The organism is Amycolatopsis thermalba, from assembly GCF_003385215.1.
GTDB lineage: Bacteria > Actinomycetota > Actinomycetes > Mycobacteriales > Pseudonocardiaceae > Amycolatopsis_E > Amycolatopsis_E thermalba.
In genome coordinates this window covers 1-7646 of record NZ_PQHW01000179.1, presented here as the reverse complement: position 1 = coordinate 7646, position 7646 = coordinate 1, and the positions used below count along the sequence as shown (strand labels likewise).

General features: G+C 73.1%; 8 protein-coding genes and 1 pseudogene. 3 read left to right on the top strand and 6 right to left on the bottom strand.

Annotation, left to right across the window (positions count from 1 at the left end):
* From D0D15_RS37475 to D0D15_RS35010, 6 genes and pseudogenes are all read right to left on the bottom strand, one after another.
* Positions 1 to 184: pseudogene (locus D0D15_RS37475) on the bottom strand (hypothetical protein); the annotation flags it as partial.
* Complete coding sequence (locus tag D0D15_RS37470; RefSeq protein WP_233157103.1) at positions 181 to 483, bottom strand: hypothetical protein; 303 nt, start codon at positions 481 to 483, stop codon at positions 181 to 183. The pseudogene D0D15_RS37475 and the gene D0D15_RS37470, both read right to left, overlap by 4 nt.
* Before the next feature lie 19 nt (positions 484 to 502).
* Positions 503 to 1549, bottom strand: coding sequence for a tRNA (adenosine(37)-N6)-threonylcarbamoyltransferase complex transferase subunit TsaD (tsaD, locus tag D0D15_RS35025; protein WP_094003950.1), 1047 nt, complete (start codon positions 1547 to 1549; stop codon positions 503 to 505).
* On the bottom strand, positions 1549 to 2019 hold the full coding sequence (gene rimI / locus D0D15_RS35020) for a ribosomal protein S18-alanine N-acetyltransferase (protein ID WP_094003949.1): 471 nt from the start codon (positions 2017 to 2019) through the stop codon (positions 1549 to 1551). Before rimI ends, tsaD begins: the two co-directional genes overlap by 1 nt.
* Positions 2016 to 2669, bottom strand: coding sequence for a tRNA (adenosine(37)-N6)-threonylcarbamoyltransferase complex dimerization subunit type 1 TsaB (gene tsaB / locus D0D15_RS35015; RefSeq protein ID WP_094003948.1), 654 nt, complete (start codon positions 2667 to 2669; stop codon positions 2016 to 2018). The genes rimI and tsaB overlap by 4 nt, the downstream gene beginning before the upstream one ends.
* A gap of 56 nt (positions 2670 to 2725) precedes the next feature.
* On the bottom strand, positions 2726 to 3409 hold the full coding sequence (locus D0D15_RS35010) for a FadR/GntR family transcriptional regulator (protein ID WP_208646212.1): 684 nt from the start codon (positions 3407 to 3409) through the stop codon (positions 2726 to 2728).
* Between the two features lie 115 nt (positions 3410 to 3524).
* Between D0D15_RS35010 and D0D15_RS35005 the strand changes: the two genes are divergently transcribed.
* The 3 genes from D0D15_RS35005 to D0D15_RS34995 are packed head-to-tail and all read left to right on the top strand — an operon-like array spanning position 3525 to position 7594.
* Positions 3525 to 4823, top strand: coding sequence for an SLC13 family permease (locus D0D15_RS35005; RefSeq protein WP_094003946.1), 1299 nt, complete (start codon positions 3525 to 3527; stop codon positions 4821 to 4823).
* 16 nt (positions 4824 to 4839) lie between these two features.
* A complete protein-coding gene (locus tag D0D15_RS35000) occupies positions 4840 to 6279 on the top strand; it encodes an acyl-CoA synthetase (RefSeq protein WP_094003945.1) in 1440 nt (479 codons plus the stop codon).
* The gene (locus D0D15_RS34995) at positions 6272 to 7594 is read left to right on the top strand and encodes a carboxyl transferase domain-containing protein (protein ID WP_094003944.1); all 1323 of its coding nucleotides are present in this window, start codon (positions 6272 to 6274) and stop codon (positions 7592 to 7594) included. Before D0D15_RS35000 ends, D0D15_RS34995 begins: the two co-directional genes overlap by 8 nt.
* Positions 7595 to 7646: the final 52 nt, after the last annotated feature.

Sequence of the window (7646 nt, the reverse complement as noted above, 5' to 3'; positions counted from 1 at the left end):
CACCCGGAGATGGGCGCGGTCGCGGGTGACCGCGTAGATCGGCCGGTTCCAGCGGTAAATCGTGCCGTTGTGCAGCCCACCGGTGCTTGCCGAGGAGGAACGGCGAGTTCGCGCCGACCGCGACCTGCACCCCGGCGATGGCCTGCGCGGCGTTCCAGTAGGCGGGGAACTGCGCGGGACTCACCTGCAGGTGGAACTGGTTGCTCGTGCACTCCGCCTCGGGCACGATCGTGTCGCAGGTGGCCCGCAGGCGTTCGGGTTCGGCGACAGTGAGGCGCCGGTCAGGTGGTCCTGCCGCAGGGTGGGCAGGATGCCGACCATGATGAGCTGCGCGCCGATGCGGCCGGCGTTCGCCTCGGCGGAGTTGAGGCTGGCGTGCACGTCGTCCAGGTTGAGCTCGATCTCCAACCCGGTCATCGGCCGCTCGAACCCGAAGTGCGACTCGCGCAGCATGCGCGCGAACGCCTCCAGGCACCGCCGCAACCACGCTCCCGCGCGCGCCTCAGAGCGAGACGACCTCCACCGGCAGCGCCGGGTTCGCCGACAGGTCCAGCGCCGACGGCTTCTTCTCCGCCGCCACCACGTGCGCCCCCAGCGCCGCGATCATCGCGCCGTTGTCGGTGCACAGGCGCGGCCGTGGGACGCGCAACTCGATCCCCGCGGCCTCGCACCGCTCGCGCGCCAGGCTCGACAGGCGCGAGTTCGCCGCCACGCCGCCGGAGATCACGAGCGTCCCGATGCCCATCTCCTTCGCCGCGCGCACGGCCTTCGCGGTCAGCACGTCGGCCACCGCCTCCTGGAAGGACGCCGCCACGTCGTCGACCGGGATCTGCTCGCCGCGGCGCTCGGCGTTCTCCACCCACCGCGCCACCGCGGTCTTCAGCCCGGAGAACGAGAAGTCGAACTTCGCGTCGCGCGGACCGGTCATGCCGCGGGGGAAGCCGATCGCCCTCGGGTTGCCCGCGCGAGCCGCCTTGTCGATCGGCGGACCGCCCGGGTACGGCAGGCCCAGCACGCGGGCCACCTTGTCGTAGGCCTCACCCGCCGCATCGTCCACAGTGGACCCGACCTCGGTGATCTCGCCCGCGATGTCGTCCACCCGCAGCAACTGCGTGTGCCCGCCGGACACCAGCAGCGCCAGGCACGGCTTCGGCAGCGGGCCGTGCTGCAGGGTGTCCACCGCGATGTGCCCGGCCAGGTGGTTGACGCCGTAGAGCGGAACGTCCAGCGCCGCCGCGTAGGCCTTCGCCGCGGAGACGCCGACCAGCAGCGCACCGGCCAGCCCCGGGCCCGCGGTCACCGCGATGGCGTCCACATCGGACAGCCCGAGCCCGGCCGCGGCGAACGCCCGCTCGGCCGTGGGCACCATGGCCTCCAGGTGGGCGCGGCTGGCGACCTCCGGCACCACACCGCCGAAGCGCGCGTGCTGTTCGACGCTCGAGGCGACCTCGTCGGCGAGGAGTTCGACGGTGCCGTCGTCGTGCAGCCGCACGAGGCCGACGCCGGTCTCATCGCAGGAGCTTTCGATGCCGAGGATGACGCGGGACATCAGCCCACCTCCTGCTTGGTCACGGCGGGACGCATCATCGTGTACGCGTCCGCACCGGACGGGTGGTAGTAACGCTTGCGCAGGCCGATCTGCTCGAAACCGTGCCGCCGGTACAGCTCCTGGGCCCGGTCGTTGTCGGTGCGGACCTCGAGGAACACCGGCGCGCGCACCTCGTCGGCGCGGGCGAGCAGAGCCCGCAGCAACGCGGTGCCGACGCCCTGGCCCTGGTAGCCCGGGTCGACACCGATCGTGTGGACGCTGGCCTCGTAGTCGCCCCGGCTGCCGACGACCGCCAGGCCGCCGTAGCCGATCAGGACGTCCTCGGGCGTGTACGCGCCGAGGTAGTAGCCGCCGGAGTCCAGCTCGCTGTGGAACGCGCGGGCGCTCCACGGGTCGTCTCCGGCGAAGAGGACCTGTTCGATCTCCACGCAGCGCGGGATGTCCTTGCGGCGCAGCTTGGCGAGCTTCACGACGTGGTCACCCGCTTCCGCGCGCCGGGCTCGACGGCGTCCGGGCGGCGCAGGTAGAGCGGCGTCAGCGGGGCGGGCGCGGCTCCCGAGGTGAGCGCATCGCGGGCGGCTGCCACCAGGCCCGCGGTGCCCGGGTAGTACGGCTCGACCACGCGCGCGCCGAGCTGCTCGGCGTAGCGGCGGGCCCCGTCCCCGGCGGCGAGGCCGAGGGACAGCTCGGCGGGCGCCTGGACGTGCGGGCCGCCGGTGCGGGCGCCGGTCGCGTCGTAGGCGGCCCAGTAGACCTCGCGGCGGCGGGCGTCGGTGACCACGGAGAACGGCTCGCCGGCGTCGACCTGCTGGGCGATCGCGTCGAGGCTGCAGACCGGGTGGACCGGGACGCCGAGCGCGTGCCCGAGGGCGGCGGCGGTGGCGAGACCGGCCCGCAGACCGGTGAACGGCCCTGGCCCGGCGCCGACGACGATCGCGCCGACGTCCTTGAGCGCGACGCCCGCTTCCCGCGTGGCGTCGAGGGCGTGCGGGGTGATGAGTTCGCCGTGCGCACGCGCGTCGAGCGTCACGCGCTCGGCGAGCACGGTGACGCCCGTGGCGAGTTCGGCGACCCCGGCGGTCACCGCGGGCGTCGACGTGTCCAGAGCCAGTACCAGCACAGCACTCCAGCGTACGGCGTGCCCGCCGACCTGCGGTTACCGCCCCACGCGGGTGGTCAGGGGGTTTCCGGGTCCCAGCTCAGCAAGCGCACCTCGGCGACCGTGCGGAGGTGGTCCCGCATCGCTTCGGCAGCGGTTTTCGGGTTGCGGTCGCGGATCGCCTCCGCGATGCGGATGTGCTGGTCCAGCGAGCGCGGCGGACGGCCCGGCTGGCGGAGCGACTCGGTGCGGCTCTCGGTGATCTGGTCGGCTATCGCGTCCATGAACTCGGCCAGCAGGGCGCTGTGCGCGGCCCCGGTGACCGCGGCGTGGAACCGGCGGTCACCCTCGACGCCGGCTCCCCCGTCGCGGATCTCCGCGGCCATGAACTCCAGCGCCGACTCCAGCGCGGCCAGATCGTCCTCGGTCCGGCGCATCGCCGCCAGCTCGGCCAGCTTCGTCTCCAGCGCCTCCCGCGCGTCCAGCACGTCCGGCAACCGGCGGCGGCGCTCCACCAGCCGCTGGACCGGCCCCGCGGCCAGCGCGTCCCGCACCAGGTAGGTCCCGCCGCCGTGGCGGGTCTCGACCAGGCCCTGCACCTCCAGCACGACGATCGCCTGCTTCACCGACGCGCGGCTCACCCCGAGCCGCTGCGCCAGGTCACGCTCCGCGGGCAACCGGTCACCCGCGCGCAGCCCGGCATCGGCCGCGTACGCCCGCAACCGCTCCAGGACCTGCTCGTACAGCCGTGGACGAGCCATCGGACTCAGCGCATCAGACACGTTCCGCAGCCTAGCCCTTGACAGGCTGAGTGGCTGAGCCGCAAAGTGGTTCAGCCACTCAGCCACTTGAATCCCAACGGCGGGAGTTCTCCGGATGTCCGCTGAGCTGATCTCGATCCTCGTCCTCGCGGTCGTCTTCGTGATAGCGACGACCCGCTCGATCAACATGGGGGTGCTGTCCTTCGCGGCCGCGTTCGGCGTCGGCACGCTGGCCGCGAACATGGATGCCGACGAGATTTTCGCCGGCTTCCCCGGCGACCTGTTCGTCGTGCTCGTCGGCGTCACGTTCCTGTTCGCCATCGCCCGCGCCAACGGCACCACGGACTGGCTGGTCGACGCCGCCGTCCGGCTCGTCCGCGGCCGCGTCGCGCTGATCCCCTGGGTCACCTTCGCGATCACCGCGCTGCTCACCGCGATCGGCGCGGTCAGCCCGGCCGCGGTCGCCATCGTCGCGCCCGTCGCGCTCGGGTTCGCCGCCCAGTACGGCATCCACCCGCTGCTCATGGGCGCGATGGTCGTGCACGGCGCGCAGGCCGGCGGCTTCTCGCCGATCAGCGTCTACGGCACGATCGTCAACGGCATCGTCGCGCGCGAACGCCTCGGCGGCAGCGAGATCACGCTCTTCCTGGCCAGCTTCGTCGTCAACCTGGTCATCGCGGCGATCGTGTTCGTGGTGCTGCGCAAACGGCAGGTGGTCTCCGCGCCGGCCGAGGAGCGCGAACTCGTCGCCGCGGGCACCGGCGGCCCGCCCGCCACCACCGGCCTGGCGGGCACCGGAACGCGCGAACGCATCCGCCTGAACGCGCCCCGCATCGCCACGCTCACGAGCCTGGCCGTGCTGGTCGTGGCCACCCTGGTGTTCGACCTCGACGTCGGTCTCACCGCGATGAGCCTGGCCGTCGTGCTCAGCGTGATCTGGCCCGCGACCAGCAAGAAGGCCGTCGGCGAGGTCACCTGGCCGACCGTGCTGCTGATCTGCGGCGTGCTCACCTACGTCGGCGTGCTGCAGGAGATGGGCACGATCGAGTGGGCCGGCGAGGGCGTCGGCGGCATCGGCGCACCGCTGATCGCCGCGCTGCTGCTGTGCTACATCGGCGCGATCGTGTCGGCGTTCGCGTCCTCGGTCGGGATCATGGGCGCGCTCATCCCGCTCGCGGTGCCGTTCCTCGCGCTCGGCACGGTCGGCCCGGTCGGCATGATCTGCGCGCTCGCGGTGTCGGCGACGGTCGTCGACGTCAGCCCGTTCTCCACCAACGGCGCGCTGGTGCTCGCCAACGCCCGCGAGGTGGACCGGGATTCCTTCTTCCGGCAACTGCTCGTCTACGGCGGCATCATGGTCGCCGTGGTACCCGCCGTGGCCTGGCTCGTGTTCATCGTGCCCGGACTCGGCTGATCTGTAAGGAGTTCACGTGCCCGAACGGTTGTTCCCGGCCCTGGCGGAGCCGCCCGAGAAGGAAGCCCTGCGCTTCGGCGAGGTCTCGCTCGACTACGCGGAACTGGCGGCGATCGCCGGTTCACTCGCCCGGGAGATCCGCGCCCAGTCCCCCACCCGGGTGGCGGTGTGGGCGACGCCGACCATCCACACGAGCGTCGCCGTGGTCGCGGCACTGCTCGCGGGCGTCCCGGCGGTTCCGGTCAACCCGAAGATCGGCGAACGCGAACTCGACCACATCGTGAGCGACAGCACGCCCTCGCTCGTGCTCAGCGAGCCGGGCGCGAAACTGCCGGAGCGGCTGGCGAACCTGCCGCGCCAGCAGGTCGCGTTGATCGGCAGCCCCGGTGACCTGCCCGAAGAGCCGGGTGACGAGGCTCCCGCGCTGATCGTCTACACCTCGGGTACCACCGGGCCGCCGAAGGGCGTGGTGCTGCCGCGGCGCGCGATCTCCAGCACGCTCGACGCGCTGGAGGACGCCTGGCAGTGGAGCGCGGACGACGTGCTCGTGCACGCGCTGCCGCTGTTCCACGTGCACGGCCTGATCCTGGGAATCCTCGGCCCGCTGCGCCGCGGCGGCACCGTGCACCACACCGGCAGGTTCGCCACCGACGTGATCGCGCGGGAGCTGTCGACCGAGGCGACGATGATGTTCGGCGTGCCCACGATGTACCACCGCATCGCGGAGGAGGTGGGCGGCAACCCGGAGCTGGCGAAGGCGTTGAGCGGGGCGCGGCTGCTGGTGTCCGGGTCGGCGGCGCTGCCGGTGCACGACCACGAACGCATCCGCGCGGCCACCGGGCAGCGGGTCGTGGAGCGCTACGGCATGAGCGAGACGCTGATGAACACCAGCGTCCGCGCCGACGGCGAGCGCAAGCCCGGCACGGTCGGCGTGCCGCTGCGCGGGGTCGAGGTGCGGCTGGTCGACGAGTCCGGCGCGGTGATCGAGACCAGCGACGGTGAGACGGTCGGCGAGATCCAGGTCCGCGGGCCGAACCTGTTCACCGAGTACCTCAACCGGCCGGACGCGACCGCGGAGGTGTTTGACGACGGCTGGTTCCGCACCGGCGACATGGCGACCCGGGACGCCGACGGCTACTACCGGATCGTCGGGCGCAAGGCCACCGACCTGATCAAGAGCGGCGGCTACAAGATCGGCGCCGGGGAGATCGAGAACGCGCTGCTGGAGCACCCGGGCGTGGCCGAGGCCGCGGTGACCGGCGAGCCGGACCCGGACCTGGGCGAGCGGATCGTGGCGTGGATCGTGCCGGCCGGGAAGCCGCCCGCGGAGCAGGAGCTGGCCGACCACGTGGCGCGGTTGCTGTCGCCGCACAAGCGGCCACGGGTCGTGCGGTTCCTGGACGCGTTGCCGCGCAACGACATGGGCAAGGTCATGAAGCGGGCGCTGAATGCGTGAGAGCGCCCGCGCGGTGATCGGCTCGGTGTGCTCCGGGTTCACCGAGCTGCCCGCGCCGGAGCCCGATGAGTCCGGTGTGGACGGTCCGATCGGCTGGCCCGGTTACGACTCCGCGCACGCTCGGGCCGTGGAGCGCACCGGTGAACAGGAATCGGTGGTGTGCGGGGTCGGCAAGTTCGGCGGCACCGAGGCGACCGTGATCGCGTGGGAGTTCGGGTTCCTCGGCGGTTCGCTCGGGCGGCGCACCGGTGACCGGATCGAGGCGGCGTTCGAGCGGGCGCGGGAGCTGCGGACGCCGGTCGTGTCGATGATCGCGACCGGCGGCAGCCGCATGCAGGAGGGGATGGCGGCGCTGTCCCAGCTGCAGCGGATCGCGCGGCAGGCGGCGTTGACCCGGGCCGCCGGGTTGCCGCAGGTCGCGGTCGTGCGGGACCCGACGACCGGTGGCGGCTGGGCCACGCTCGGCGCGGGTTCGGACGTGGCGCTGGCCCTGCCCGGGGCGCAGGTCGGGTTCGCCGGGTCGCGGGTGCGGCCGGCTGGTGACGCTGCGGCCTACACGGCGGAGTCGCAGCTGGCGTCGGGGCACGTGGACCAGATCGTGCCGGCGGCGGAGCTGGGTGAGCGGCTGGGCCGGTGGTTGTCGCTGCTGACCGGTGCCGATGGTGCGCCCGCGCCGCCGCCGTCGGCGCTCGGTTCCGGTGACCTGCCGTCGGATGGCTGGGCCGCGGTGCGGGCCGCCCGGGCTCCTTCGCGTCCGCGCGCGGAGTCCTATTTGGACGCGTATTTCGACTGGCGGGAGGACATCAGCGGTGATCGCTGCGGTGGGGTGGATCCCGGGGTGCGGTGCGGGTTCGGGATGCGCTCGGGCGTGACGGTGGCGTATGCGGCGCAGTGCGGGACGGCGACGCTGCCGTCGGGTTTCCGGACGGCGGCGCGGCTGATCCGGCTGGCGGACCGGTTGGGGATCCCGGTGCTGACGCTGGTGGACACCCCCGGCGCGGCGAACGACCCGGCGGCGGAGCGGGCGGGCGCGGGCGCGGCGATCGCGGAGGTGTTCGCGGCGGTGGCCGGGGCGCGGGTGCCGGTGACGACCCTGGTGATCGGCGAGGGCGGCTCCGGGGGCGCGCTGGCGTTCGCCCACCCCGAGCGGACGTGGGTGACGCCGGACAGCTTCTTCTCGGTGACGTCCCCGGAGGCGGCGGCATCGATCCTGAAGCGGCCGCCGTCGGAGGTCCCGGAGACGGCCAACCAGCTGCGGTTGCGGCCACAGGACCTGGTGGAGCTCGGCATCGCACGGGGAATTGTGACCCGCTGAAGGCGGCGCGGCGGCGGTTGGGCGGGGCGGGCAGTGTCTCTTATACCCTTCA

Coding starts and splice junctions, on each gene's coding strand:
- tsaD (WP_094003950.1), bottom strand. CDS start 1,549: ATGTCCCGCGTCATCCTCGGCATCGAAAGCTCCTGCGATGAGACCGGC.
- D0D15_RS35010 (WP_208646212.1), bottom strand. CDS start 3,409: ATGGCTCGTCCACGGCTGTACGAGCAGGTCCTGGAGCGGTTGCGGGCG.
- D0D15_RS35005 (WP_094003946.1), top strand. CDS start 3,525: ATGTCCGCTGAGCTGATCTCGATCCTCGTCCTCGCGGTCGTCTTCGTG.
- D0D15_RS34995 (WP_094003944.1), top strand. CDS start 6,272: ATGCGTGAGAGCGCCCGCGCGGTGATCGGCTCGGTGTGCTCCGGGTTC.